This window comes from Micromonospora pisi, assembly GCF_003633685.1.
Classification (GTDB): Bacteria; Actinomycetota; Actinomycetes; order Mycobacteriales; family Micromonosporaceae; genus Micromonospora_G; species Micromonospora_G pisi.
The window spans coordinates 7,727,963-7,754,960 of record NZ_RBKT01000001.1 but is presented as its reverse complement, the minus strand read 5'-3'; the positions used below and the strand labels follow the sequence as shown (position 1 = coordinate 7,754,960).

The following is a 26,998-nucleotide window of genomic DNA, read 5'->3' as shown; positions in this document are numbered from 1 at the left end:
TCGGATCAGGGGCGGCGGGCCGTACGCTGCTGGACGTGCTGATCCTGCTACCTCCGTCGGAAGGGAAGACCGCACCCCGCTCCGGCCGCCCACTGAACCTCGACGCGCTCACCCTGCCCCAGCTGAACCCGGGACGGGAACGGGTGCTGGACGCGCTGGTCGGACTCTGCGCGGGCGACGACCGGGAACGGGCCCGTACGGTCCTCGGGCTGAGCCCGGGTCAGGACGAGGAGATCAGCCGCAACGCCCGGCTCCGGAGCGCACCGGCCCAGCCAGCTGCCAAGATCTACACCGGGGTGCTCTACGACGCCCTGGACATCGCCACCCTGACCGGAGCCGCCCGGTCCCGGGTGCGCCGCTGCGTGCTCGTCTTCTCCGGGCTCTGGGGCGCGGTACGCGTCGACGACCGGATTCCGGCGTACCGGTGCGCGATCGGGGTCAGCCTGCCGGACGTGGGCGGGCTCACCGGGTACTGGCGGGGGTTACTGGATCCGGTGGTGGCCGAGGCAGCCGACGGGGCACCTGTGCTCGACCTGCGCTCCGGGGCGTACGGGGCGATGTGGCGACCGACCGGGCGGACCGCCGAACGGACGGTCGCCGTACGGGTGCTGCACGAACAGGTCGTCGACGGCGTGACCCGGCGGTCGGTGGTGAGCCACTTCAACAAGGCGACCAAGGGGCGTCTGGTCCGTGACCTGCTGCTGGCCGGGGCGGCGCCACGGAGCACGGGCAAGTTGGTCGAGGCGCTGCGTGACCTGAAGTACACGGTCGAGGAGCAGCCGGCCGCTGCCGGCCGGCCCCGTCAGCTCGACGTGGTGGTCACCGAGCTGTAGCGTCCGCCGGCGTGAGCAGTGCCTCGATCCGGCGGCTGGCCTGGTCGACCGAGGCGGTTCCGACGGCGGCGCGCAGCCGCAGCGCCCGGTCCCGGTAGTCGCGCCCGTCGAGGAGCCGGCGCATCAGCGCCGTCGCCCGCGCCGGTTCCCACTGGGTCGACGGCAGCCACTCCCCCACGCCGAGCCGGCGCAGCCGGGCACCGGTATCCGGCTGGTCGAAGCTGTGCGCCAGCACCAGCTGCGGCACCCCGGCGGCGAGACACCTGGCGATGGTGCCGGTTCCCCCGTGGTGCACGACCACCGCCACCCGGGGCATCACCGACCCGTACGGCAACCAGCGGAACCAGTGCACGCCGGTGGGCAACGTGGCCGGCAGCAGCTCCCGGTACGGCGACACCAGCAGCACCGTCCGGCCCGCGTCGAGGGCGGCGGGGACCGCCGCCGAGTAGAAATCGTGCAGCAGCATCTGTCCGCTGCTGCCCGCGACGAGCACCGGTGGCACCTCACCGGACAGCAGCTCGGCCACCTCCGGCGGCACCGGTTCCGGGTCCGGCGAGCCGGCACTGTCGAGCAGGAACCCGACCTTCGCCACCCGGTCCGGGGTCGGGTCTCCGGCGGCGTCGAACCACCGGGGCCAGAGTCCGAGTTGCAGGTCGGCGGAGCCGAGGAAGGTGCCCCAGTCGTCGACCGGACCCAGCCCGAACCCGGCCCGGAGCTGGTTGATCGGCCCGGCGAGCGCGGTCCGGTGCAGGTGTTCGGTGACCGGCAGCAGCAGGTGCTGCGCCGGGGTCATCGCCACCCAGGCCACGGGTACGTCCCGCAGCTGCCCGGCGATCAGTGGGGCGAGCCCCGAGGTGTGCCGGCCGACGAGCACCGTCTCCCCCGGCACGGTCAGCTCGCAGAGGTGCTCCACCTCCGCTCGGAGCTGCCCGAACAGGTTCGTCCGGTGGTAGTGCGCGAGCAGGTCCGGCGGGCTCGGTGAGCCGACCCGGGAGAGCAGGATCCGGCGGGCGTCCTCCAGGTAGGCCGCGTACTCCTCGGCGGTGTCGATCGGCACGAAACGGAGGCCGGCCCGGCGCACGGGGTCGCCGTACGGGGTGTGGGTGAGCAGGGTGACGGCATGACCCCGCCCACGCAGTCCCGCACCGAGGTGGATCATGGGCCAGACGTCGCCGTGGGTTCCGTGGCTGACCAGCAGAACCGTTGCCATCGGCGGCCTCCTCCTCGGACCCGGTACGCCCGCCGACCGAAACGTGTGTTCGCCTCCGGCGGCGCCATCCGAACGATACGTACGGGCCCGTCGACCGTCGATCCGCGTAGGGGCTGCCCGGGCGCACCCGGTTGTCCCGTGGGCTCCGCCGACCGGACAGTCACCAACCCGAGTGGACGTCCACCTGTTCCGGGTGGAGCGTCGGGGCGTACCGTGCACGGCGGTGCCCGTACGAGGAGGTGGATCAGGGTTGGACGAGGTGCGCCGGCTGTTGGACGAGGAGCTGGTGCGCCATCCGGCTCCGCCCCTGGGCGACCTCGTCGAGCGGTCGATCAGGCAGGGAACCCGGCTGCGGCGGCGACGGCTGGCCACCCTCGGGGCGGGCGCTTGTGCGTTCGTCCTGTTGCTGCTGACCGGTCTGGCCGCCGTCGGGTCGCCCGGTGGTGTCGACGGTCGACAGGTGGCCGTCGACGCCGTCGCCACCGCCACCCCCGCCGGGCAAGCGTGGCGGGAACTGGCCGGTAAGCACGATCCGGTGTTGCGGCCACGGGTCGTCACCCGGCTCGCGATACCGCCCCGACCCGACGGACCACGGTCGCCCGCGACTCCGGCGGGCATGTTGGAGTTGCTCACCCGGCTGCTTCCCGCCGGCAAGACCAGCGACTACGCCCGGGCCAGCGACGGCCGGTCGTTCGTGCAGGTGTACCTCGACCGGGGCCAGGGCCCGGGAATGCTGCGGGTGGAGCTCCGCGAGAAGTACGGCTTCCGCGGCACGGTGCACTACCTCGAGATTCCGGACAACTGCGTCCAGCCCCGGATCGTCTCGGTCGACCACGGCGACGTCGTGGTCGATGTGATGATCTCCAGTTGCCTGTCCTGGGACGGGAAGAGGAACGCCGATTCCCTGCCCGCCGTCACCCTCGATGAGGCGACGACGATCGCCGCCGATCCGCGTTGGGGACTCGAACTTCCCGCGGAGGTGGAATCGACGGGCGGCGAGCGGTTCGCCGAGGTGCCCACCTTCCAATGAGCGACGACTTCGTGGAATTCGCGCAGGTCGCCGCAGGCCGCCTGCGCGACACCGCGTTCCTCATGTGTCGGGACTGGCATCTGGCGCAGGACCTGACCCAGATCACCCTGGCCAAGGTGTACGCCTCCTGGAAACGGGTGCGACAGGCCGACAACCCGCACGCGTACGCCCGGAAGATGCTGGTCCGGATCCTGATCGACCAGAAGCGGCGGGCCAGTTCACGGGAGCAGGCGGTCGCCGTCACCCCGGACCACGGGGTGACGTACCCGGCCGACCTGCGGGTGACCCTGTTGGACGCGTTGGCCACGTTGCCGACCCGGGATCGGGCGATCGTGGTGCTGCGCTACTGGGAGGATCTCAGCGTCGAGTCGGTGGCGGAGCTGGTCGACGTCTCGCCTGCCGTGGTGAAGACGCAGAGCATGCGTTCCCTTGCCCGGCTCCGGGAACTGCTCGGCGACAGCCGGTTCGAGCTGTACGCCGAGGACCGCCGGTAGCGGCACGGCAAGCCGCCGCTACCGGCCCACGGCCATCCATGCGCCGGCGACCGGGTCGTAGCGGAGCTTGACGGGATCCTCGGTCGCCAGCTCGCGGAGCTTCTCGAACGCCTCGGGCGGCAGCCCGGCGCTGATCTCCGCGTCGATGCCCCGCGTCGCATCCCGGATGACGATGACCGGTCGCTCGCTCCGGCCGCCGCCGAGCCGGGTGAGGATCCTTCCGAAGAGCGCGTGCAGTGCCTCGCCCGTTGCGGCGCCGAGGGACTCACCCAGGGCCGAGAGAAAACCGTGTACGGGAACGGCGAGCAACACGATCAGGGCGAAACTGCCGGCGTCGCCACGGTTTGCCTGGGCCTTGAGGGCGCGGGCGGAAAACCCGTGGGACCGTAACGCCTCCGCCACCTCCTCTGCGACTTCGCCATCATCGCCGATGCCGAAGTGCACCACGGACACTGACTGGTTGGACATCGTGGGCTTCTCTCTCACGTATCAAGAAGGGGCGTGCTGCCAGAGCGCATGAAAACGGTCGGGGTTCCCCACTCCAACGAGCCGAGACCGTCGCGGCGGACCGCGAGCCGGGCCATCATCGCGGCGACGTCGATGGGCGCCGAGGCGGAGAGGGCCTCGTAGAAGACCGTCGCGAACTTGCGGGCGACCGGATCCGAGACGACGTCCCGCATGGACAGCACGGAATTCACGCCCCGCCGTACGAGCGCCTCCGCCGTGCTGGTGTAGCCGTGCAAGCCGTCGTCTCTCGCGGACTCACAGGTGTTGAGCACGACCATGCGCAGCCCGTTCTGGTTGGCCAGGATCGCGCCGAGGTCCGAGGCGAACACCCGGTCCGCCTCGCCCGCCCTGTTGGCGAACGCTACGTACCCCTCGCCACGGATCGCGTCGAATCCCCCGTGGCCGACGAAGTGCAGGGCGTGGTACTGACGCTTGTAGAGCTTACGTTGCAGGTCCTGCCAGGTCTGGCCGTTCACCCAGCTCAGTCGGATCAGCCCGTCCCGGACGAACTGGCGCAGCGCCTCTTCGATCGCCTCCCGCTCCGCCGCCACCGCGACCGGATCGAGGTCGTCCGGGGAGACGACCATGCCGAGGAGGTACAGCGGTGGCTTGGTCGCGCTGCTCCGGACCGGCACCGGCATCTCGACGTAACGCACGATCGGATGCTCCAGGGCAAGATGCGCCCCCGCCTCGTCGTCGAACATCAGCTCCCAGGGCAGCGCGGCCAGTTCCGGCGAGGGCATCCGCAGCACCAACCGGAGCACGGCATTGACCGGCCTCCGGTCGCCGCCGTAGCGGACCGCGTGGTGGCAGGCCCGGTACAAGCTCCTCGACTCACCGTGCAACAGCGCGTCGAACAGTGCGGTGCCCAGCTTCCGTACGGCCGCGATGTCCGCCGCGGTCGAGAGCGTCGGGTCGAGGCGGGCGGTGTCGATCGCGGAACTCGCCCGTGCGAGGTTGGCGGCCAGGTCCGACGGCAACCGCAGCGGCACCTCCACCTCACCGGCCGAGCCCCTGAGTAGCACCGTGTTCCCGGCGCCCCCGGCAGCGGACGGATAAACGCGGATCACCAGGTCTTCGGTGGTCGGCGGGGTCCAGCCCATGGTTGTCTGTTGCGCCGAGGAGAGCCCGAATGCCTGCCGTTCCCATCTGTCCACGACGAATGATCGCCAGACGGTGAACGTGCTGGTGTCACCGAGCTTGGACGCGAAGGTCTCGTACCACCGGGGGCCCCGGACGTTGATCGAGGGCTGCTCGGTCACCTCCGGCAGTGCCGCCGCCACCGGCCTACCCGCTATCGCCCGTAGCAGATCGGCACGCAGTTCGGCCGCGCTCTGGTAACGGTCGAGCGGTTCCTTTGCCAGCGCCTTGAGAACGACCGCGTCAACGGACGGCTCCACGTCGGGATTGAGGTGACTCGGCAGCGGTGGGTCGTCCCGTACCTGCTGGTCCAAGACATCCATCTTGGACTCACCGACGAACGGCGGATGCCCACAGAGCAGCGCGAACATCAGGCACCCGGTCGCGTAGACATCCGAACGGCCGTCCGCCGCGTCACCGCGTACCTGTTCCGGCGAGAGGTAGTGAACAGTGCCGACCACGGCGCTGGTACCCGGCACCGTGGTCGCGCCGACCGAGAAGGCCCGGGCGATCCCGAAGTCGGCAACCTTCACCTGACCGTGCCGCGTCAGCATCACGTTGCTGGGCTTGATGTCCCGATGGACGATTCCCCGGCGGTGGCTGAACTCCAGTGCCGCGCAGATGTCCGCGCAGATCTCCATCGCCCGGCGCGGCATGAGTCGGCGTTCGACCGCCAACACTTCCTTGAGTGTCCGGCCGTCGATGAACTCCATCGCGATGAACGGCCAGACTTCGCCGGTCGGTGTGGTCCGCTCACCGGTGTCGTAGACCGCGACGATCGCCGGGTGATTCAGCGATGCCGAGTTCTGCGCCTCACGTCGGAACCGCATCTGGAACGCGGGGTCCGGGGTGAGGCCCGCTCGCAGCATCTTGATCGCGACGTCCCGCCCGAGCCGGAGGTCACGTCCCCGATACACCTCGGCCATGCCGCCATTGCCGATCAGCTCGCCGAGCTGGTACCTGCCCCCCAGCAACACCGGCAGGCTCATGTCGCACACCGCCGCACCGACACCGCTGACCCCATCCGCACCGCGACAAAAACGAGTGGCCCCGAGACTAGGTGGGTATCGATAGTCCGAGGCCGGTGAGTCGCGCTTCGGACAGTGCCCCTCCCGGTCGGCTGGGAAGGGCCCGGACGCGGTCCGGGTCAGGCGCCCTCTTCGGCGAGCAGTGACTCGATCTCAGCGTCGGAGAGTCGTTCCAGCTCGGCGATCAGACCGGTCAGCTCGGCGCCGTCGACCCCGGCGAGCTGACGCTCCCGGATCTCACGGGAGACCTCGGCAACGGTGAAGGCCGGGGTGAACAGGAGCTCGACCGGGAGTTCGACCGCGAACATCTCCCGTACCCGGGCCATGAACTGGACCAGTTGCAGAGACTGTCCACCGAGGGCGAAGAAGTTGTCCGAGGGCGTACGTGGTGCCACCGCGAGCAGTTCCGCCCAGATCGCCATCACCCGGGCCTCCACCGGGTCGACGCCGTCGGCCCAGGAGACCGGGTCGCCGCCTGCGGTTCCGGCCGACGGGGCGTTGGCGGCGAGCAGGGCAGCCCGGACGGCCGCCGGCTCGGCGAGCGTGGTGGCGATCCGCTCCACCATCGCCCAGGGCGCGGCCGGGCCCGGCAGCACCGGCTCGACGTCGGAACCGGGAGGTTCGCCAATGGCATCGCGGCCGGGCGGCTCGCTGGTGGCGTCGGGTCGGTGACGTACCGCCGCCGCCACCGAGGCGGGCAGCCGGTGGTAGCGGACCGGGTCGGCCTGCCCCGGCTGCGGCTCGGCGGGCGTACCGGCGGTGACCTCGGCGAGAAAGGTGCGGGCGGGTCCGTTCCGGGCGGTCGGCAGACATGCCAGCGCCACCGTCGACAGGCCCCGTTCCAGGGCCAGGTCGCCGAGGTGGGCGAGCATCCGGTGCTCGACCCCGCGACCCAGTGCCCGGCAGCTGAGCAGGAAGGTGTCGACCCGCAGCAGTTCGGCGTCGACGGTGTAACCCACCACGCCGACGAGGCCGTAGTCGCCGAAGCGGTCCTCGACGGTCACCACCAGGCAGTCGAGGTCGGGTGCGGCCGGTTCGAGCGGGTCACGGCGTACCGGGGCGAGGTTGAACTGGTTGGTCCGCTGGGCGAGCTGGGCGACCCGCTCGCGCTGGTCGGGCCGGGCCGGCGCGATGTCGACCCGCAGTTCCAGGCCGGCGTGGAAGTCGGCCAGCAACATGCCGCGCTCGCGCCACGCGTGCCGCCGTGCCTCCTGCTCGTAGCGCGCGGCACGTTCGCGGTCCTCGTCGGTGACCCGGTCGAGGTCCAGCGGCCAGCAGTGGCGCAGGAAGGCCGCCGCGGCGGCGGAGTCGGACGGCAGCGTCAGCGCGAGCACCTCGGGGCAGGCGGCCCGCACCTCGGCGACCTCGACCGGGCTGTCGTCGAGGAAGACAAAACTCTCCAACCCGAGGTTCAGCTCGGCGGCGAGGGAGCGCAGGTTTTCCGACTTCGGTTGCCAGTTGACCCGGCTGGCGGTGAGGTGTTCAGGGCGCAGCGGCAGATCCGGGTGGCCGGTGAGGACCGCGTCGACGTCGGCGGGCTGGTTGCGGCTGCAGAGGCAGAGCAGCCGGCCGGTGTCGCGCTGGGCGACGAGCAGTTGTTGAATCGCGCGGCGGTGCCGGTCGACGGTGACACCGCCCGGCCCGTCCTCGCCGACGATGCCGTTCCACAGGGTGTTGTCCGCGTCGACCACGATCACCTTCGGTCGGGTCGTCACCAGGGCGTGTACGGTGCGGGCCAGGGCGGTACCCAGCGCGGCGAAGAACTCCGGCGTGTACGGCACCCGGCCGAGCCGGTCGGCGTACGCGTCGTGCGGTTCGGCCACCGGATAACGGTCGGCCAGTTCGGCCGGTCCGATCAGACGCAGGCGCAGGCGCGTGCCGCCCGTCAGACCGTCGCGTACCACCCGCTCGGTGTCGGTTGTGGAGCGTCCGGCGGTCGGCGGGTCGGGGCAGAGCGCGAGCACCAGCGGTGCGGCGGCCCGCTGGTCGGCTGTGCGCAGGGCGGCGACGAACCCGTCCGGGTCCGCGATGTCGGTGGGTCTGACCGCGACGACATTCACCCCGTCACGACCGGTCCGCAGCGGACTGCCCGGATCGAGCAGTTGCTGGAACACCTGACCGTACGGGGCGAACTCGATCGCCATCGGCAGGGCCAGTTCCCCGGCCCAGAACCGCAGCACCTCGGCCAGTGGTTCGGCGGTGAAGGAGGCGGCGACGCGTACGGTCAGCATGCCCGGGTCAGCCGGAGGTGGCGGCGATCCGGGCGCGTAGGGATGCCGGCCGCATGTCGGTCCAGACCCGTTCGACGTACTCCAGGCACTCGCGCCGGGTGCCTGCGGTGCCGACCTGCCGCCAGCCGGCCGGCGGCGGGGTCCCGTCGCGCCAGATGGAGAACTGTTCCTCGTCGTTGACCACTACGACGTAGCTGCCGTTTTCGTCGTCCTCGTCGTACATCGCTTGCTCCGCCTCGAATCCGGGGGGTGAACGGGGCATGACCATCGGTACGGATCGCTGTGGCTGTGCACGCTTTCATTGCCGGCCGAGAGCTGTCAAGGGGTGCCCGGCGGGTCGGAGGAACACCTGACCGTCACCCCAACTGTTAGGACAGTTATCTCTACTGTTAGGACTAATTACGGATCGACGGGGTCCTCGTTACGGTGGGTGCCACGCGGGGGCGGCAGACGACCGATACGCAGTTGCGCAGACGAGAGGCCGCCATGCTGACCGATCCAGCGCGGACCGACCAGAGGTTGATCGAGCCGGCCGGCCCGGACCACGACTGATGGGAAGCGAACCCATGACCACGGTGCCGGCGCTGCTCGACGCCCGTGCCGCGACCGAGCCGGACCGGACCGCCCTGATCGTGGACGGCCCCGGCGGGGGCAACAACACGGCGGACGAGCTGACCTTCGACCAGTGGCGGACGCGGGCCGCCGCTGTCGGGCACGGGCTGCTCGGCCGGGGTGTCCAGCGCGGTGACCGGATCGGTCTGCGTTTCGACGGCTCCGACTGGGTGGGCTTCGCGATCGCGTACGCGGCGGTGACCTCGATCGGCGCGGTCGCCGTACCCCTGCCCGACCGGGCCAACCCGGCCCAGTCACGTGATCTGCTCGACCGGTGCGCGGCCGTGGGCCTGATCCACACCGCCGACGCCGAGGTGCCCGCGCACCAGGGCTGGACGGCCACCCTGGACGCGCTCGACCATGGGCCAGCGGGGCCGGTCGACGTCCCGGTCGGACCGGACGACCTGGCGCAGATCATCTTCACCTCGGGCACCACCGGCCCACCGAAGGGGGTGGCGGCCAGCCACGCCAACCTGACCTTCGGCCTGCTCCCCCGGCCGCGCCACCGCCCGCTCGCCCACTCGACGCACTTCCTGCACGCCTTCCCGATCGGCACCAACGCCGCCCAGACCATGCTCCTGAACGCCCTCGTCGCCCGCCCGACGGCGCTGACCCTGCCCCGGTTCGACCCGGAGCGGTTCGCCGCGCTCGTCGAGGCGTACCGGGTGGGAACGCTCTTCGTGGTGCCGGCGATGGCCATCGAACTGCTCCACCGCGCGACCCTCGACCGACACGACCTCTCCAGCGTGCTGCTGCTCGCCTCGACCGCCGCTCCGCTGCCGGTGCCGGTGGCCATCGCGTTGCGCACCGCGCTGCCCGGCGCGACGATCGTCAACAACTACACCTCCACCGAGGCGGCGCCCGCGCACACCACACTGGTCTTCGACCCGGAGCGTCCGGCGGCGCTCGGCCGCCCGGCAGCCGGCGCCGAACTGATGATCAGCGACCCGGACGGGGTACGGCTGCCACCCGGCGTGGTCGGTGAGGTACGACTGCGCCCGGGTACCCGGACGCGCAGCTACTACCGGGACCCGACGGCCAGCGCGGCGGTCTTCCAGGACGGCTGGGTACGGATGGGTGACCTCGGCTATCTGGACGCCGAGGGCTACCTGCACCTCGTCGACCGGGAGAGCGACGTGGTCAAGTCCGGCGCGTTCAAGGTCTCCACCCCGCACGTCGAGTCGACCCTGCACGAGCACCCGGCGGTCGCCGACGCCGCCGTGGTGGGCGTACCGCACGCGACCATGGGAACCATGCTCGCGGCGGTGGTGGTCGCCGGGGAGCCGGTGGACCTCGCCGAACTGCGCGCCTTCCTGGCACAGCGGCTGGCCCCGCACGAACGGCCGACCCGACTGCTGCTGGTCGACGCGCTGCCCCGCAACGACGGGGGCAAGGTACGCAAGGCGGAGCTGCGCGCACTCTTCACCACCCGGCCGGACCCGGCGGAAGCTCCGTGCGCCCCGCCGGGCTCACCGACCGAGATCGCGCTGGCCGCACTCTGGTCCGAGGTGCTCTCCGCCCCCAGCGTCGGCCGCGACGACGACTTCTTCGCCCTCGGCGGGGACTCGTTGCGGGCCACCCAGCTCGCCACCCTCGCCACCGCACGGTTCGGCGTCACGGTGCCGGCCTCGCTCCCCTTCGACGAACCCGTGCTCACCGGGCAGGCACGCTGGCTGGCCGCCGTACCGACGCTCGCGCCGGCCCCAGCGCCCGCACCCGCACCCGAGCCGCTGCCGGTCGCGCCCTCGGCGCCGGGTGTCGATGACGTGACGGTGCCGTTGAGCGCACAGCAGGAGAACTTCTTCGGCTGGATGTACGCGACCGAGGAACCCCGCGACGTCGGCCCGATCAGTGTGGCGATCCGGATCACCGACGAGTTCGACCCGGAGTTGTTGACCCGGAGCCTGCGGCTGCTGGTCCGCCGACACGAGTCGCTGCGTACGGTCTTCGACAGCCGGGACGGCACGCACCGGGCGTACGTCCGGGCGGACTGCCCGCCCCGGGTGACGGTCACCCCGGCTGTCGGCCCGGACCACGAGGCCCGGCAGGCGCACGCCACCACGGTTGTCCGTACCGACCGGGAGCACGGGTTCGACCTGGCCAACGGCCCGCTGGTCCGGGCGGTGGTGGTCCGGCTCGGCGCGGACGACCACGTACTCGGCCTCGCCGTGCACCACCTCGTCTTCGACGGCTGGTCGATGGGGGTGCTGCTGCGTGAACTCGGGCTGGTCTACTCGGCGCTGCGCGCCGGCCGACCGGTGGTGCTGCCACCACTGCCGGTGCCGTACCCGGAGGCGGTCCGCTGGACCCGCGAGCAGTGGCCACGCACCCGCGACTACTGGTTACGCCGGCTCTACGGGGCGCCGACCGGGATCGACCCGTTTCCGGGTAGGCGGCGGGCGGTCCGGCTGCGCAGCGACTCGCTGGAGTTCCGCCTCGACGTGACCGTAGCCGACCGGCTGCGCGGCTACGCCCGGGACCGGGGCGCGAGCACCTTCATGGTCGTCGCGGCGGCCTGGGTGGCGGTGCTGGCCCGGTTCAGCGGCGCACCCGAGATCGTGCTGATGTCGCCGGTGCCGGGCAGGGCCCGACCGGAGTTCGAACCGCTGCTCGGGTGCCTGGTGCAGTCGCTGCTGCTGCGGGTGGACGCCGGCGCCGACCCCACCCTCGACGAGCTGCTCGACCGGGTACGCGGCACCGCGCTGAGCGCGATCGACCACCAGTACTACCCGTACGCCGAGTTCTACCCACGCTTCCCGAACGCCGCCTGGCTGCGGTTCGAGAGCTGGGGCGGGGTGACCCACTTTCCCGGGCTGGTCTCGGAACCGTTCGAGCTGCCGCGCGCCCTCGACGCGGACTGGCCGACCCCGAACGGCGAACCCGATCTGGGCGTACCCGAACTGGCCATGCTCGAACAGCCGGACGGTTCGATCTCCGGTTGGTTGCTGTGGAACTCGTACGCCTTCGAGCGGTCCACCATGGAGCGTCTCGCCGCGATGCTGACCCGACTGGGCGCACAGGTACCGGACCGGGTTGACCGACCACTGTCCCAACTGACGGAGGCGATGTGACGACGGTCCAGTCCCCTCGGCGCAACCGGCACCTGGCCACCACCGCCCAGCACGGGATGTGGTTCACCGAGCAGCTCGGCACGGCCGGCTCGGCGTACCACATGCCGGTGCCGATCCGGATCGACGGCGAGATCGACCCGCTGGCGCTGATCGACGCCTGCGCCGCGTTGGTGGTCCGGCACCCGGTGCTCGGTTGCGCCTTCGAGGAACACGAGGGGGATCTCTTCGCGGTGACGGCACCGGTCGGTCCCCGGGTCACGCTCCGCACGGTGACCGCGCCGGACACCGGCGCCGGGCAACCCGACCCGACGGAGGACCCGTTCGCGGAGCTGGTCCGGTCGCAGACGCTGGAGCGGTTCGACCTGCGGCACGGGCCGCTGGTCCGGTTCACCCTGTTCACCCGTACGCCGGACCGGCACCTGCTGCTCGTCGTCGCCCACCATCTCGTCTTCGACGGCGAGTCGAAGGACATCCTGGTCCGCGACCTCGGTGAGCTGTACCGGGCCTTCGCCGAGGGCGGCACCCCGGACCTGCCGGCGCTGCCGACCTCGTACGCCGAGCACGCCGACGCGGAACCGACGCGGCTCGCCACCGACCTCGCCCCGGCCGCCGCCTTCTGGGCGACACACTGGCGTGAGCCGGCTCCGGTGCTGCTTCCCGGCCTGCGTCGCCAGCAGGACACGGCGGAGGCCGGCGCCACCGTCGACCTCCTCGTCGACCCCTGCCTGCGCGCGGCGCTCGCCGCCACGGCGGACGCACTCGGCGCGACCCGGTTCGAGGTGCTGCTCGCCGCGTTGCAGGCGGTGCTGTACCGCTACGGCAACACCGATCCGACCGTCGCGGTCGACCTCGGCACCCGTACCCCCTCCACCCGCGACTGCGTCGGGCTCTTCGTCAACGAGGTGCCGCTGCGCGCTACGCCCCGCCCGGGGCAGACGTTCCGTGAGCTGGTCGCCGCCACCCGGGCCGACCTGCGCGCCCGGTACCCGATCCGCGCGGTCCCGGTGGCCCACGCCGTCGCCCGGAACCAGTCGGATGGGTCGGGGTTCCGGCCTCGGATCGCCCTGGCACCGGTGTCGGTCAGCTACCGCCGCCGGGCGAGCCGACCGCCGCTGCGCGGGCTCACCGCCGAGGTGGAGTGGATGGGGTTCAACCACACCGCCCGCAACGCGCTGCACGTGCAGGTGCTGGAGAGCCCCGAACAGCTCGCCCTCCGGTTCCAGTACAGCCCGCGGACCCTGGACCCGGCCGACGTACGGCGGATCGTCGGGCACTTCACCACCCTGCTAACCGCCGCGACCGCCGCCCCGCAGACCCCCCTCGCCGACCTGGACCTGCTCGACCGGAGCGAACGGGAACGGGTGCTGGTCGACTGGGCACGCTCCACGCTGGTGACCGAGCCGCCCGCGGCCACCCTGCCCGAACTCTTCGCCGCCAGGGCCGCCACCACACCGGACGCCCCGGCGGTCGTCTTCGGCGACCAGACGTGGTCGTACGGCCGGCTGGCGGCGGCGGTCGACCGGATCGCTGGGCGGCTACGCCGGTACGGCGTCGGTCCCGGCACCCGGGTCGCCGTCCTGGTACGCCGCTCCCCCGAACTGCTGCTCGGTCTGCTCGGTGTGCTCCGGTCCGGCGCCGCGTACGTGCCGCTGGACCCGGACCACCCGGAGGCACGGCTGACGGCGATCCTGGCCGACGCGACTCCGACGGTCCTGCTCACCGACGGCACGCCGAACCTCCTGTCGCCCACCTGTCCCACGATCACACTCACCGAAGCAGAAGCAGAAGCAGAAGCCGGAGCCGGAGCCGAGGCGGGCGCGGCAGCCGGGGCGGTCCCGTGGCCCCGGGCCGACGACCCGGCGTACCTGATCTACACCTCCGGATCCACCGGGCAACCGAAGGGGGTGCAGATCGCGCACGGCGGCCTGGCGTACCTGCTGGTCGCGATGCGGGACCTGGTCGGCACCGGACCCGGCGACGGCTGGTTGGCGCTCGCCTCGGCCGCGTTCGACATGTCCAAGCCGGAACTCTTCCTTCCCCTGGTCACCGGCGGACGGGTGGTCCTCGCCGCCGAGTCGCAGACCCGGGACGGTGAAACGCTGTGCCGGCTCGTACGCCAGCACGCGGTGACCCACGTGCACGCGACGCCGTCGACATGGCGGCTGCTGATCGAGGCCGGGTTCGACGAACCGGAGGTGACCGGGCTCAGCGGCGCCGAGGCTCTGCCCGTCCCCCTTGCCCGGGAGCTGCGCGGACGCGTACGCACACTCTGGAACCTGTACGGCCCGACCGAGGCCACGGTCTGGGCGACCGCGCGGGAGCTGACCGACCCGGTGGAGCTGACCGGGCTGGGCGAGCCGATCGGCGGCACCCGACGGTACCTGCTCGACGGGCGGCGTAACCCGGTCCCGATCGGTGTCCCGGGCGAGCTGCACCTGGGCGGCCCCGGCCTGGCCCAGGGTTACCTGAACCGTCCCGGCCTGACCGCCGCGCACTTCGTGCCGGACCCGTACGGCCCGCCGGGCGCACGCCTGTACCGCACCGGTGACCTGGCCCGTTACCGGCACGATGGTGAGGTCGAGTTCCTCGGCCGGGTCGACAACCAGGTGAAGATCCGGGGGTACCGGGTCGAGCTGGGCGAGGTCGAGGCGCGGCTCGACGCGCACCCGGATGTCGCCGGCTGTGCCGTCGCCCTGCGGGCGGTGGCGGGTGGGCACCCGCTGCTGGTCGCGTACCTGGTCCGGCGGGTCGCGGGTGCCGGGGCCGGCCCAGCCGAGCTGCGCCGCCACCTGGCCGGGACACTGCCGGCGTACCTGTTGCCGAACACCTTCGTCGAACTCGACCGGCTGCCGACCAGCCCGAACGGCAAGCTGGACCGCGGTGCGCTGCCCGAACCGCCGGCCACCGGGACCGAGGACGGGCCGGCAGCCGCCGGGTCCGACTACGAGCCGGCGGCCGGGCACCACGGCCTGGCGCGGGAGATCTTCGAGATCTGGCGTCAGGTGCTGCGGATCGAGCGGATCGGGCCGGACGACGACCTGTTCGACCTCGGCGGGCACTCGCTGACCGTCACCCAGATCGCCGCCCGGATGCGCCGGCAGCTCGGGATCGACCTGCCACTGCACGTCTTCTTCGACACCCCGACCATCGCCGGGCTGGTCGCGGCGGCACGGGCCGACGGCGCGGTGTTCCCCGAGTCGGGTGCCATCCACCATGATTGATACCACTGTCCACTGAGGAGGCCCGCCGTGCCATCCACCGCCGACCCTGACGCCGGCACGCCGACCACGGCGCAGCCGCCTGACGTACGCGGCAGTGTCGTCGGGCTGTCGCCACAGCGGCAGGCACTGCTGGCCCGCCGGCTCGCCCAGCGCGGGTTGGCGTCGGTGACCGAGCCGCTCATCGCCCGGTTGCCGCGTACCGGGCCGGAGCAGCGGTTCACCTGTTCCTCGGGGCAGCAGCGGATGTGGTTGGCCAACCAGTTCGACCCGGCGGACCCGTCCTTCCACGTGTCCATCTCCCAGCGGATGCGCGGCGACCTCGACGTCGGCGCGCTGCGTCAGGCGCTCGCCGACCTGGTGACCCGGCACGAGATCCTGCGCACCGTCTACGTCGGCGTCGACGGCACGCCACACCAGATCGTGCGCCCCCCGGCGCCGGTGCCGATGGGCGAGGTGGACCTGCGGGAACTGCCGGTCGTCGACCGCGAACCACGGGCCAGGTCACTGGCGAGACGGGCCTTCGCCGTACCGTTCGACCTGGCCACCGGCCCGGTGCTGCGGGCGGTGCTGTACCGCCTCGCGGACGACGACCGCGTCCTGCTGATGACCAGTCACCACATCGCCATCGACGGATGGTCGATCGGGAACGCCCTGCGGGAGCTCGCCGCCCTCTACCGCTGGCGGCTCACCACCCCGGCCGGGCCGTCCGCCGCCGGGCCGCCGCCGCTGCCCGAGCTGACCATCCAGTACGTCGACTACGCGCACTGGCAGCACGAGTCCCTGGCCGACGGTGAACTGGCCGACGGGCTGGACTTCTGGCGCCGGCAGCTTGCCGCGCCACGGGCGAGCGCCGAACTGCCGATCGCCCACCGCCCCGAGCCCGACGCCACCAGCGACAGCACCAGCACCGGCGGCGCCGGCACCGGCACCGGCACCGGCACCGGCACCGGCGGCAAGGTGGGCCTGATGATCGGCCCCGAGCTGCTCGACCGGCTCCGGACCGCCGCCGGTGCGACCCGGGGCACCACGCCGTTCGTCACCCTGCTCACCGGATTCAAGGCGCTGCTGGCCCGCTACCTGGGACAACCCGACGTCACGGTCGGTACGCTCGTCGCCGCCCGGACCCACGTGGAGCTGGAACCGCTGATCGGCTACTTCGCGAACCCGGTGGCGTTGCGTACCCGGCTCGATCCGGAGCTGACCTTCGCCGAGGCGGTGTCCCGGGTACGTCGTACGGTCATCGACGGGTTCGCGTACCAGAGCGTGCCGTTCGACCGGGTGGTGCAGGAGCTGGCGCCCCGACGGGAGGCCGGACGGCACCCGTTCTTCCAGGCGGCGCTGATCCTGCACAACTTCTCCGCCGGCACACCGGAGGACTGGCCCGGTCTGGACGTGCGCTGGTGGAACAGCGAACTCGACGACATGCTCTTCGACCTGACCCTGGTGGCGGTGCCGCAGCCGGACGGCGGGCTGGAGGCGACGTTCTCCTACCGCACCGACGTCTTCGACGCCGCCGACATCGGACGGCTCGCCGAGGGGTTCACCGAACTGCTGGCCGGGATCGCGGCGGATCCCGGCCAGCGCCTGGGCGACCTGCCGCTGCTCACCCCGGCGCAGCGGCAGTGGCTGCTGGTCGATCGGCAGGGACCGGTCCGGGAACCGACGCCGCAGACGGCGACCTTCCCGGCGCTCTGGGCCCGTTCCCGCGACCGTCACCCGGATGCGGTCGCGGTGGCGGCCGTGGACGGCGAGCTGTCGTACGCGGAACTCGACCAACGGGCCGAGCTGCTCGCTCGGCGGTTGCGGGCCAGTGGCGTCGGCACGGAGACACCGGTCGGCATCTGCCTGGACCGTACGTCGGCGATGCTGGTGGCGATGCTCGGCGTCTGGCGGGCCGGCGGCGCGTACGTCCCGCTCGACCCGGCCTTTCCCGCCGGCCGGCTGCGGCTGATGCTCGACGACGCGGGCGTGCGGGTGCTGGTCACCCAGGGTGCGGTACGCGAGCGGATGCCCGACCTCTGCGCCTCGGTACCCGAGTTGATCAACCTGGACCGGGACGAGGAACGGGGTTGCCCACCCGATCCGGTGACCGGCGATCCGCCCGACCCCGACCAGCTCGCGTACGTGATCTTCACGTCCGGCTCGACCGGACGCCCCAAGGGCGTGCAGGTCACCCACGGGGCGGTCGGAAACCTGCTGGTGGCCTTCGGGGAGTCACTCGCGCTCACCCCGGCCGACCGGCTGCTCGCGGTCACCACCCTCTCGTTCGACATCTCCGTGCTGGAACTGCTGCTGCCGTTGGTGCACGGCGCCCGGGTGGTGGTCGCCGGCAACGCCGAGGTGGTCGACGGGGCCGCGTTGCAGGCCCGGCTGCGGGACAGCGGCGCGACCGTGCTCCAGGGCACCCCGGCGACGTGGCGGATGCTGCTCGCCGCCGGCGAGCTGCCGACGACCGTACGGCACCGGCTCTGCGGCGGCGAGGCGTTCTCCCGGGAGCTCGCCGACCGGCTCGGCGGCGGTGCACTGTGGAACGTGTACGGGCCGACCGAGACCACCGTCTGGTCCGCCGCCGGTCTGGTCGAACCGGCCCCCGCCCGCCCGGTGGCGATCGGGCCGCCGATCACCAACACCCGGATCCACCTGCTCGACCGGCGGGGCCAACCGGTGCCGGTCGGGGTCCCCGGTGAGCTGCACATCGGTGGCGCCGGGCTCGCCCGTGGTTACCTCGACCGCCCCGGGCTGACCGCGCGGAAATTCGTGCCGGACCCGTTCGGCAGCCCGCCCGGCGGTCGGCTCTACGCCACCGGCGACCAGGCCCGCTACCTGCCGGACGGGCGGATCGAGTTCCTCGGGCGCGGCGACCAGCAGGTGAAGATCCGGGGCTTCCGGGTCGAACTCGGCGAGGTCGAGGCGGTGCTACGGGAGCAGACGGAGGTGGGCGACGCCGCGGTCGCGGCCTGGTCCGACGGGAGCGACGGTGACGCCCGCCTGGTCGCGTACGTGGTGCCGGCCGACGGTGCGACGACGGATGCCGCGCGGTTGTGGGCACTTCTCCAACCCCGGCTGGCGCTACGTCTGCCGGGTTACCTGATCCCGGCGACGCTGGTGCCACTCGACCGGCTGCCGCTGACCCCGAACGGCAAACTCGACCGGTCCGGACTGCCCGCCCCGACCTGGGGCGCGACCGACGCCACCCCGTACGTCCCGGCCGGTGACCCGGTCGAGGCGGCGATCGTACGGATCTGGGAGGAGGTCCTCGACGTGCGACCGGTCGGGGTGGAGACGGACTTTTTCGCCCTCGGCGGGCACTCGCTGCTGGCCGAACGGGTCCTGGCCCGGCTGCGCGCGTACTTCCAGCTGGCGGCGCCGACCCGGGTGCTCTTCGAGGCGCCGACCGTCGCCGGGCTGGCCGCCGCGTTGATCCGGCTGGAGCCGGTACCTGGGCAGGTGACCGCCGTCGCCGAGGTACGGGCCGAGATCGAGACGATGTCCCCGGAAGCCGTGGCCCGGCTCCTCGACGGAAGCGGGCAGGACGAGGTGTTCGGGTCCGGTGGCGTCGGATGAGCGGGCGCAGCGACGAACTGCTGGCCGTGCTGCTGGCCCGGCGGGGCATCACGCTCGGCACGGACCAGAGCATCCGCCCCCGTCCCCGGGGACCGGAGCTGCCGCTCTCCCCCGCCCAGCAGCGGATCTGGTTCCTGGACCAGCTCGCCGTGGGCGACTCGGCGTACCTGATGTCGGGGGCGTACCGGCTCGCCGGGGTGCCCGACGTGGCGGCCCTGACCGAGGCGTTGCGCCGGCTGGTCCGGCGGCACGAGCCACTGCGTACCGCGTTCGTCGACCGCGACGGGCGGCCGGTGCAGGTGATCCGGGACGCCGACGACCCGCAGGTCGCGGTGCCGCTGCCGGTGCTCGACCTGGAGGCGCTACCGGCCTCAGCCAGGGAGCGGGCCCTGCTCCGGCTGGCCCGGTACGAGCTGGGCCGGCGCTTCGACCTCGGTCGGCCGCCCCTGGTCCGGGGCACCCTGGTCCGGCTCGCCGAGGACGACCACCTGCTACTGCTCGCCTTCCATCACATCGTCTGCGACGACGTGTCGATCGGGGTGCTCTTCGACGAGCTGACCGCCACCTACAGCGCGCTGGTCGAACGGCGGGAGCCGGCGCCGGCACCGCTGCCGGTCCAGTTCGCCGACTACGTACGCTGGCTCGCCGAACGTGATCCGGAGGTGTCGCGGGGGCAGGAGAGCTACTGGCGGGACCAGCTCGCCGGGGCGCCGACGCTGCTGGAGCTGCCGACCGACCGACCCCGTCCGGCGGCGGCCGACGCCCCCGGCGGCAGGTACGAGTTCGCGTTGCCGGCGGAGCTGACCGGCGCGGTCGAGCGGCTGCGGCAGGACGCGGACTGCACCCTGTTCATGGTGCTGCTGGCCGCGTTCACCGTCGTGCTGGCCGGGCAGAGCGGCCAGTCGGACGTGGTGGTCGGGGTGCCGGCGGCGAACCGTTCGTTGCCCGAGCTGGAGACGATGGTCGGGATGTTCGTCAACACCCTGGCGTTGCGGACCGACCTCTCCGGTGATCCGACCCTGCGGCAGGTCCTCGATCGGGTACGCCGTACCTGCTTCGGCGGGCTCGGGCACCGCGAGGTGCCGCTGGAGCGGGTCATCGAACTCGCCGCCCCGGACCGCAGCCCCGGCCATCACCCGCTTTTCCAGGTCATGTTCGTCCTCAACACGTCCGGTGGGGACGACACCGCACGGTCCGCCCCGATGTCCGGGCTGACCGTGCGACCGGCCGGGATCGGCACCGGGACGGCCCGGTTCGACCTCACTCTGGTGATGGCCGAGCGGGGCGGCCGGTTGACCGGGCAGCTCGACTACCACAGCGGGCTCTTCGAGCGGGGCACGGTACGCCGCCTCGCCGACCAGCTCCGGCAGGCCCTGGTCGCGATGACCAGCAAGCCGTGGCGGCGGCTGTCGGAACTGACCCTGCTCACCCAGGCGGAGCGGGACCTGCTCCTCGGCGGCCTGCACTGGCCGCCCGCCGACGGCGTGGGCGCACCGGCTCGATCCGGTGACGCGGACGAGATCGACCTGCCCGGTTTCGTGGACGAGCTGGTCGCGGCTCAGGCGGCCCGCACACCGGACGCGCCGGCGGTGTACGGCGACGGCACGGTGCTCACGTACCGGGAACTCGACCGGTGGGCCGACCGGATCGCCCGACGGTTGCAGGTCGCCGGCGTCGGCCCGGAGCAGCCGGTCGGTCTGGCGCTGCGGGCCGGCCCGGCGGGGATCGCCGGTCTGCTCGGCATCCTCCGGTCCGGCGGTGCCTATCTGCCACTGGACCCGACCCATCCACCGGAACGACTCGCCGACCTGCTCGCCGACTCGGGGGCGACCGTGCTGCTGACCGGTTCGGCGTACGCGGGCAACGTGCCCGACTTCGCCGGCACGGTGCTCCGGGTGGAGGAGGCAGCAGCCGAACCGGCCGAGGCACCGGTTCCGCTGGTACGGGCAGCCAACCAGCTCGCGTACGTCATCTACACCTCCGGTTCGACCGGCCGACCGAAGGGGGTGATGGTCGGGCACGACACGCTGACCCGACTGGCGCTCTCGTTCCGGGACGTACACGGTTTCGGTCCCGGGCAACGGATCCTGATGATCCCGCCGCTGACCTTCGACGCCTCGGTCGGCGACGTGTTCCCGGCGCTGGTCAGCGGCGCGGCGCTGGTCGTCCATCCGGAACCGGCGGCGCTCACCGGACCGGCCCTGCTGGACCTCTGCGTCGAGCAGCGGATCACCGCGGTCGACGCACCGTCGGCGCTCTGGCAACGCTGGGTCGACGACCTCGCCGGGCACCGGCTCCCGGCCGACCTGCCGCTGACCGTGATGATGGTCGGCGGCGAGCGGGTGCCGGCGGAGAAGCTCGCCGCCTGGAACCGCCTCACGGGTGGCCGGGTCGCCTTCTACAACCACTACGGTCCGACCGAGGCGACGGTCTGCGCCATCGTGCACCGGGCCGGTCGACCGGACGGGGACGGGACGTCGTGGCGCCCGGGCGACGGTTCACCACCGGGCGACGGGGGCTCGCTGCCGATCGGCCGGCCGCTGCCGCACGTACGGGCGTACGTGCTGGACCAGGGTGGCCGGCTCCGCCCGGTCGGCGCCCCCGGCGAGCTCTACCTTGGCGGCGACTGCCTGGCCCGGGGTTATCTCGGGCGCCCGGATCTGACCGCGCGGGCGTTCGTGCCCGACCCGTTCTCCGCCACCCCCGGCGCGCGGCTCTACCGCACCGGCGACCTGGCCCGGGTACGCGGCGACGGGGAGCTGGAGTTCCTCGGCCGGGTCGACCGGCAGTTGAAGATCCGTGGCCACCGGGTCGAGCCGGCCGAGATCGAGAATGTACTCGGCCAGCATCCGCTGGTCGGCGAGACCGTGGTGGTCGCGCGGGACCAGCATCTGGTCGGCTACGTCGTGCCCCGTTCGGGGTCCGCCGCACCCGATCCGGAGGAGTTGCGCTCCTTCCTGCGCGGCCGGCTGCCGGATTACCTGGTGCCGGCGGTGTTCGTAGCGCTGGAACGGTTGCCGTTGACCGCGCACGGCAAGGTCGACCAGAGCCGGCTGCCGGCGACGGTGACCGCCTCGGCGCGCCCGTTCGTGCCGCCGACCACGCCGACCGAGCGACGCCTCGCCGCCATCTGGGCCGAGGCGCTGGGCCGGGACCGGGTCGGTGCCCGGGACGGTTTCTTCGACCTCGGCGGGCACTCGCTGCTCGCCGCCCCACTGCTGGCGCGGATCAACCGAGAATTCGGGGTACGGCTGCCGCTGCGTACCCTCTTCGAGGCGCCGCGCCTGGACGCCTTCGCCACCCTGCTCGACGCCGCCACACCGGGCGGCGACGCTCGGGCGGCCGGTGGTGCAGGACGGCGACCGTCGGCCCGCCGGGTCGACCTGCGCGCCGAGGCGGTGTTGCCGGACGACGTCTGCGCCGGGCCGGATTTCCGCCCACCGGCCGACGCGGATCCGGCCGCGCCGGCGCACGTGCTGCTCACCGGTGCCACCGGCTTCCTCGGCGCCTTCCTCCTGGACGACCTGCTCCGGCACACCACCGCCGAGCTGCACTGCCTGGTCCGGGCCGGGTCGGAACAGGCGGCGGTGAGCCGGGTCGAGCGGAACCTGCGCCGGTACGGGCTGTGGCGACCGGAGTACGCCGCCCGGATCGCGCCGGTCCTCGGTGACCTCACCCAGCCGAGGCTGGGGCTTGGCGGGGCGGAGTTCGACGCGCTCGCCGATCAGCTCGACGTGATCTACCACAACGGCGGCGCGGTGCATTTCGTGCACCCGTACTCGCGGTTGAAGCCGGCGAACGTGGACGGCACCGTGGAGGTGCTGCGGCTGGCCGGGCGGGGGCGGGTCAGCGCCGTACACCATGTGTCGACGCTCGGTGTGTATCTCGGCCCGGTGTCGGGGTCGCAGACGGTCACCGAGGCCGATCCGCCGTCGGTGCCGGACCGGCTCTGGGGCGGTTACAACGAGAGCAAGTGGGTCGCGGACCGGCTGGTCGACGCGGCGCGGCAGCGCGGGCTGCCGGTGTCGATCCACCGCCCGGCCCGGGTGACCGGGCACAGCGGCACCGGGGCCGGCAACACCGACGACTACCTGAGCTGGTTGTTGAAGACGTTCACGCAGGTGGGAGCGGTGCCGGCGGTCGCCCACGGGGAGGATCTGGCGCCGGTCGACTATGTCGCCGCCGCGATCGGCCACCTCTCCCGGCGCGCCGGCACGACCGGCCGCGACTTCCACTACTACAACCCTCGGACCATCGGGTACGACGAGATCGCCGAGGTGCTGCGCGAACGGGGTTACCCGGTGCGGTTGGTGCCGTACGAGCGGTGGCACGCCCTGGTGGTCGAGGCGTCGGGGGGTCGGGCCGGTACGGCGCTCGGGCCGTTCGCGGCCACGTTGCCGCCGACGATGGGGCCACGGGAGCATCCGACCTTCGACTGCACCGGCACCGAGGCGGCGGTGGCGGCGGACGGGATCCACTGCCCGGCGGGCGACGCCACGCTGCTGCGCCGGTACGTGGACTTCTTCGTCCGTACCGGTTTCCTGCCGGAGCCGGGCTGACCGGTTTCGTCGGAGCATCGGAGCGTTGGAGCGTCGGCCCGGCCGAGGACCCGGTTCGCGAGGACTTGCACCTGACGTCACGGCAGGTCCTAGCGTTGCTGGCGTGATCGGGAAAGACAATGCCGAACGTCGGTGGAGCATCGGTGAGGTGGCTCGGGCGAGCCGGATGACCGTGCGCACGCTGCACCACTACGACGAAATCGGTCTGCTGCGCGCGAGTGAGCGCACCGCCTCCGGGCACCGCCGCTACACCGGCGACGACGTACGGCGGCTCTACCGGGTGCGGGCGCTGCGGACGCTCGGGCTGTCGCTGGAGGAGATCGCGGGCGCGCTCGCCGATTCCGGCGGTGACCTGGCGGCGATGCGCGAGCTGTTGACGGCCCAGTTGCACGGGTTGGAGGCGCACGCGGCGCAGGTGCAGCGGCTCACCCAGCAGCTACGTGGCCTGCTGGGGCAGCTCGACGACGCGGCGATGCCCGATCCGGACCAGTTCATGACGACCCTGGAGATGATCTCTGTGTTCGAAACCTCGTTCAGCACCGAGGAGCGCGAAGAGCTGGCTCGGCGTCGCGCCGACCTCGGTCCGGCCGCCGTCGAGTCGGCCAAGATCGAATGGGCTGGGCTGGTGGAGCGTCTGCTCCGGCACGTCCAGGAGGGCACGCCCGTCGACAACCCCGAGGTGAGAGACCTGGTCGGTCGGTGGGACGAGCTGGCGAACCGGTTCCACGCCGACGGCGCGGCGGGTGAGCGGACGAAGGCGACCGCACAGCGGGTCTGGGAGGCCAACAGCGAGGAGATCGGCCGGAGCCTGCCGTGGCCGGCCGAGCGGATGCGCGAACTGGTCGACTACCTGGCACGGGTCCGCCAGGCCGGCTGACCGTTCCGGTCCCCGGCCCCGGCCCCGGCCGCCGACAGTCGGCAGCGAGCGGCGGCGTGCGACCCCGGGTCGATCCCCCCGTGGTCGCACGCCGTGCGCAGCTCGTCCGCGTCAGCGGACCACCCCGATGCCGGTGAACGACCGGTCGTACTCGGTGAACGACTGGTTGTTGTACGGCGCGTAGATCCAGGTACGCAACGAGTTGGCGGCGGTGTCGATCTCCACCAGGCGTACCGGGTTGGTGGTGTTGGAATGGAACGTCTGGAGGAACGTGTAGATCTTGTTGCCGTTGACGCCGGTGTCGACCCGGTTGCCGGCGACGCCGACGTGACCGGAGAAGACGAACCGGATGTTGGCGTACTGTTTGACCAGGTTGTCGAAGAGGTACTGCGGGCTGGTCGCGCCGTACGAGGCGCTCTGCTCGATGTTGCCGTTGCCGTCGATGAAGTCGTGCGTGACGACGATGACGTTGTGCCCGGGGTGGGCGGCGACGACGTTCTTGGCCCAGTTGACGGCTTCGACCCGGGGCCAGAGTTCGAGGGTCAGCACCATCCACTGCACACCACCGGCCTCGAAGGTCGAGTACGAGTTGTCGACCTTGCCGGTCTCGAACTGTCCCCTGACCGCGCCGTACTGGCTGACGGTGAAGTACTGGTTGAACACGGTGGTGTCGCGGACGAGTTCGCGGGTGCGGGCGGGGTCCCGGGCCGAGCCGCCGACGCCGGTCGCCTGGGTGTCGTGGTTGCCGATCGCCAGCGAGTACGGAATGCCGGCGGTCTCGATCGGGCGCATCGCGTTGCGGGCGATCACGTACTGGGAGTGGTCGGGGGTGTCCCAGTTGACCACGTCACCGGAGGAGGCCACGAAGCGCAGGTCCAACGCGGACCGGTTCTGCACCAGCCAGTCGGTGCGGTTGCGGAACCGGGTGTCGGTGCTGCTCAGCACCTCCTGCTGGGTGTCGGGCATGACGGCGAAGCTGAACTTGGTGTCGGTGGTGCCCGGCGTCTCCATCCGCGCGTACGCGATGTGGACGTTGCGGTCGCAGGGCTCGGCCCGGAAGTCGTTGACGAACTGGATCTTCACGTTGTGCTGGCCGGCGCCGACCACCGTCCCGACCGGATAGGTGCCGTAGCTGGTGGCGCTGACGATGGTGGTCTGGCCGACGCTGACACCGTCGACGGTGACCCGTACGGTCGGCCAGCCCTGGCAGTTCTCGCCGATGGCGCCGATCAGCACCCGACCGGATCCGGTGATGCTGGTGGTGGCGTAACTGGAGTTGCCCCAGAGCGAGGCGTGGGTGCCGGAGGCCGGGACGGGAGTGCCGGTCGCCGTACGGATCGCGCCCTCCACGACGGTGAACTGGGAGGGCTCGGCGGCGTTCGCCGTACCGGTGACGATCACTCCCCCGGCCACCGCGACCACCGTCGCCGCGGCAAGCGCGACGAGCGCGGATCTGGATTTCCTGATGCGCACCGCAATACCCTCCCTTGACGGCAAACGCCCATGACCTGGGCAATTGCATCGTAAGGAAGATCAGTACGGTATATGTAAATCCCTCAAGGACAGTTCGGGTACCCGAGCTGTACGCCACATTTCAGGTACCCGACCGTCGATGCCGCCGGCCGTGGAAGACGAGGCGGTGTCAGTCGAAGGAGATGTGGGCGAAGGCGAAGTCGTCCGCCAACTCGTCCTGTCGCGCGCGGAGCGCGGCGAGTTCGCGGCCGAGCTGGTCGCGGGTGTACAGCACCGGTTCCGCGTCACCGAGGCGCTTGAGCTGTTCACCGACCGCCGCCACCGCCAGGTCCTCGACGAGCCGAACGGGGTCGACTCCACAGGAGAACCCGTGCTGCCAGAACCGGACCCGCTCGAAGAAGAAGTGGTCGGCCCGGACCTCCAGCCACGCCCAACCCTCGACCGGCCCGTCGGCCCAGCTCACGTAGAGGCTACGAATGATCGGGTCGGCGAGTTGACGGCTCGCGTACGCGTCGACGGCGGCGGCTCGGGCGACCGCGCCGAGGTCGTTGACGTAACCGCTGCGCCCGTCCGGGAGTCGGCCGATGATGTCCCGGTAGCTCAGCGGCGCCGCACCGGACGGATCGGACTCGTCGACCTCGGCCGTGTCCCGGAAGGTGCGGGCGTCGAGCACGTAGTCGATGATCCGCCGACCGTTGCCGCCGCCACGCAGCGCCGCCGACTCGACCCGCATCAGTTGCAGCCCGACGGCGGCGCAGACCGCGTTGGTCATCCGATCGTCCCGGTTGGCCTCGGGACCACGGCCGACCTTGTCGGTCAGCTCGACGGCGAAGGTCGGCGCGAAGCTGTACGGGTCGCCGACGACAAAGGCGAGCTGGGTCCGGATCGCGGAACTCCACTGGTGGGCGGTGATCCCCGGTGGGCGGCGCCGGGTGATCTGACTGAGCTTCCAGTCCGGCTGCACCACAAAGCCGCCGCGCTCGAACACCTCACCACGGGCGAGCCGGGCCGCGTGCTCAGCCGGTGTGGAAATCGGTCGCAGCCACAGATCGGCGCCGATGCCGGTGTCTACCATGAATGTCGATCCCCAGTGTCGCGCCCAGACGCCGCCCACCACGGTTCGGATGGACAGCCTGTAACCATGCTAG

General features: G+C 72.0%; 15 protein-coding genes. 8 read left to right on the top strand and 7 right to left on the bottom strand.

Translation table 11 applies throughout. The features are described 5' to 3' along the window. The first annotated feature begins 35 nt into the window (after nucleotides 1-35). On the top strand, nucleotides 36-833 hold the full coding sequence (yaaA, locus tag BDK92_RS33200; RefSeq protein ID WP_121162803.1) for a peroxide stress protein YaaA: 798 nt from the start codon (nucleotides 36-38) through the stop codon (nucleotides 831-833). Here the strand turns inward: yaaA and BDK92_RS33195 are convergent. Further along, nucleotides 820-2,043 (bottom strand): glycosyltransferase, encoded by a 1,224-nt coding sequence (locus tag BDK92_RS33195; protein WP_121160289.1) that lies wholly within the window; start codon nucleotides 2,041-2,043, stop codon nucleotides 820-822. The genes yaaA and BDK92_RS33195 overlap by 14 nt on opposite strands. 223 nt (nucleotides 2,044-2,266) lie before the next feature. Between BDK92_RS33195 and BDK92_RS33190 the strand changes: the two genes are divergently transcribed. Further along, a complete protein-coding gene (locus BDK92_RS33190) occupies nucleotides 2,267-3,073 on the top strand; it encodes a hypothetical protein (RefSeq protein ID WP_147457202.1) in 807 nt (268 codons plus the stop codon). After that, nucleotides 3,070-3,567, top strand: a complete 498-nt coding sequence (locus BDK92_RS33185) for a SigE family RNA polymerase sigma factor (protein ID WP_121160287.1) — start codon at nucleotides 3,070-3,072, stop codon at nucleotides 3,565-3,567. The genes BDK92_RS33190 and BDK92_RS33185 overlap by 4 nt, the downstream gene beginning before the upstream one ends. An 18-nt stretch (nucleotides 3,568-3,585) precedes the next feature. Here BDK92_RS33185 and BDK92_RS33180 read toward each other — a convergent pair whose 3' ends face one another. The 4 genes from BDK92_RS33180 to BDK92_RS33165 form a co-directional block, all read right to left on the bottom strand. Beyond that, complete coding sequence (locus tag BDK92_RS33180) at nucleotides 3,586-4,035, bottom strand: hypothetical protein (protein ID WP_121160286.1); 450 nt, start codon at nucleotides 4,033-4,035, stop codon at nucleotides 3,586-3,588. Nucleotides 4,036-4,049: 14 nt separating this feature from the next. After that, nucleotides 4,050-6,203: a protein kinase domain-containing protein gene (locus tag BDK92_RS33175; protein ID WP_121160285.1), complete on the bottom strand. Its 2,154-nt coding sequence runs from the start codon at nucleotides 6,201-6,203 to the stop codon at nucleotides 4,050-4,052. Between the two features lie 158 nt (nucleotides 6,204-6,361). Further along, nucleotides 6,362-8,473 carry an HAD-IIIC family phosphatase gene (locus tag BDK92_RS33170; protein WP_121160284.1) on the bottom strand — a complete coding sequence of 704 codons (2,112 nt, stop codon included), beginning with the start codon at nucleotides 8,471-8,473 and terminating at the stop codon, nucleotides 6,362-6,364. Between the two features lie 7 nt (nucleotides 8,474-8,480). Beyond that, complete coding sequence (locus BDK92_RS33165) at nucleotides 8,481-8,696, bottom strand: MbtH family protein (RefSeq protein WP_121160283.1); 216 nt, start codon at nucleotides 8,694-8,696, stop codon at nucleotides 8,481-8,483. Nucleotides 8,697-9,039: 343 nt separating this feature from the next. On the opposite strand from BDK92_RS33165, the gene BDK92_RS33160 reads away from it, so the two are divergent. The 5 genes from BDK92_RS33160 (at nucleotide 9,040) to BDK92_RS33140 (ending at nucleotide 24,377) form a co-directional block, all read left to right on the top strand. After that, nucleotides 9,040-12,156: an AMP-binding protein gene (locus BDK92_RS33160; protein WP_121160282.1), complete on the top strand. Its 3,117-nt coding sequence runs from the start codon at nucleotides 9,040-9,042 to the stop codon at nucleotides 12,154-12,156. Continuing rightward, the gene (locus BDK92_RS33155) at nucleotides 12,153-15,377 is read left to right on the top strand and encodes a non-ribosomal peptide synthetase (RefSeq protein WP_211349456.1); all 3,225 of its coding nucleotides are present in this window, start codon (nucleotides 12,153-12,155) and stop codon (nucleotides 15,375-15,377) included. Before BDK92_RS33160 ends, BDK92_RS33155 begins: the two co-directional genes overlap by 4 nt. A 27-nt stretch (nucleotides 15,378-15,404) precedes the next feature. Then, the gene (locus tag BDK92_RS33150; protein ID WP_121160281.1) at nucleotides 15,405-18,941 is read left to right on the top strand and encodes a non-ribosomal peptide synthetase; all 3,537 of its coding nucleotides are present in this window, start codon (nucleotides 15,405-15,407) and stop codon (nucleotides 18,939-18,941) included. Next, complete coding sequence (locus tag BDK92_RS33145) at nucleotides 18,938-23,500, top strand: non-ribosomal peptide synthetase (RefSeq protein WP_121160280.1); 4,563 nt, start codon at nucleotides 18,938-18,940, stop codon at nucleotides 23,498-23,500. The genes BDK92_RS33150 and BDK92_RS33145 overlap by 4 nt, the downstream gene beginning before the upstream one ends. A 103-nt stretch (nucleotides 23,501-23,603) precedes the next feature. Then, complete coding sequence (locus BDK92_RS33140; RefSeq protein ID WP_121160279.1) at nucleotides 23,604-24,377, top strand: MerR family transcriptional regulator; 774 nt, start codon at nucleotides 23,604-23,606, stop codon at nucleotides 24,375-24,377. Nucleotides 24,378-24,488: 111 nt separating this feature from the next. Here the strand turns inward: BDK92_RS33140 and BDK92_RS33135 are convergent, their stop codons facing one another. Both BDK92_RS33135 and BDK92_RS33130 read right to left on the bottom strand, forming a co-directional pair. Next, nucleotides 24,489-25,850 (bottom strand): carbohydrate-binding domain-containing protein, encoded by a 1,362-nt coding sequence (locus BDK92_RS33135; protein WP_121160278.1) that lies wholly within the window; start codon nucleotides 25,848-25,850, stop codon nucleotides 24,489-24,491. Nucleotides 25,851-26,019: 169 nt separating this feature from the next. Beyond that, on the bottom strand, nucleotides 26,020-26,925 hold the full coding sequence (locus BDK92_RS33130) for a DUF2726 domain-containing protein (RefSeq protein WP_121160277.1): 906 nt from the start codon (nucleotides 26,923-26,925) through the stop codon (nucleotides 26,020-26,022). Nucleotides 26,926-26,998 lie beyond the last annotated feature (73 nt).